At 55.4% G+C, this 372-nt stretch carries 1 protein-coding gene; it reads left to right on the top strand.

Going from position 1 to position 372, the window contains the following annotated elements:
- On the top strand, nt 1-207 hold a 207-nt coding region (locus ACLQ24_RS30415; protein ID WP_425895169.1), incomplete at its 5' end, for a hypothetical protein.
- Nucleotides 208-372 lie beyond the last annotated feature (165 nt).

Genomic DNA, 372 nt, shown 5'->3' with positions numbered 1-372 from the left:
TTCATCGAAAACAACCGCAACAAACTCACCGTCGAACAGAAACAACACTGGGTCGACGCGATCGCCAAACTCGGCAAGCTCCCTGTCATGGAAAACAACGTAGACCAACTCCAAGAACTGACCCGAGGCGTCCTGAACTGTGTTAAAAACCCAACACCCGAATCAAGCACCACCCCACCACGCGGAAACCAACCGAACCAGCCGTAGAACTTCGCAACAACACACAACCGAGCCGCGTATCACCGCGCTCCCCCGCGACCAGGTCCTCCTGCGCACCGTACGTGTTCAGCCAACGTCGTACGTGTTCAGCCAACGTCAACGGCATGATCATGCCTTGTCGAGACTCTCGCCGATCTGGTCAAACCATTACAG

Origin of the sequence: Micromonospora sp. DT4, from assembly GCF_049841675.1 — a bacterium.
Lineage (GTDB): Bacteria > Actinomycetota > Actinomycetes > Mycobacteriales > Micromonosporaceae > Micromonospora.
Note: the sequence above shows the minus strand (reverse complement) of the source record. Positions and strands in the feature narration are given on the sequence as shown.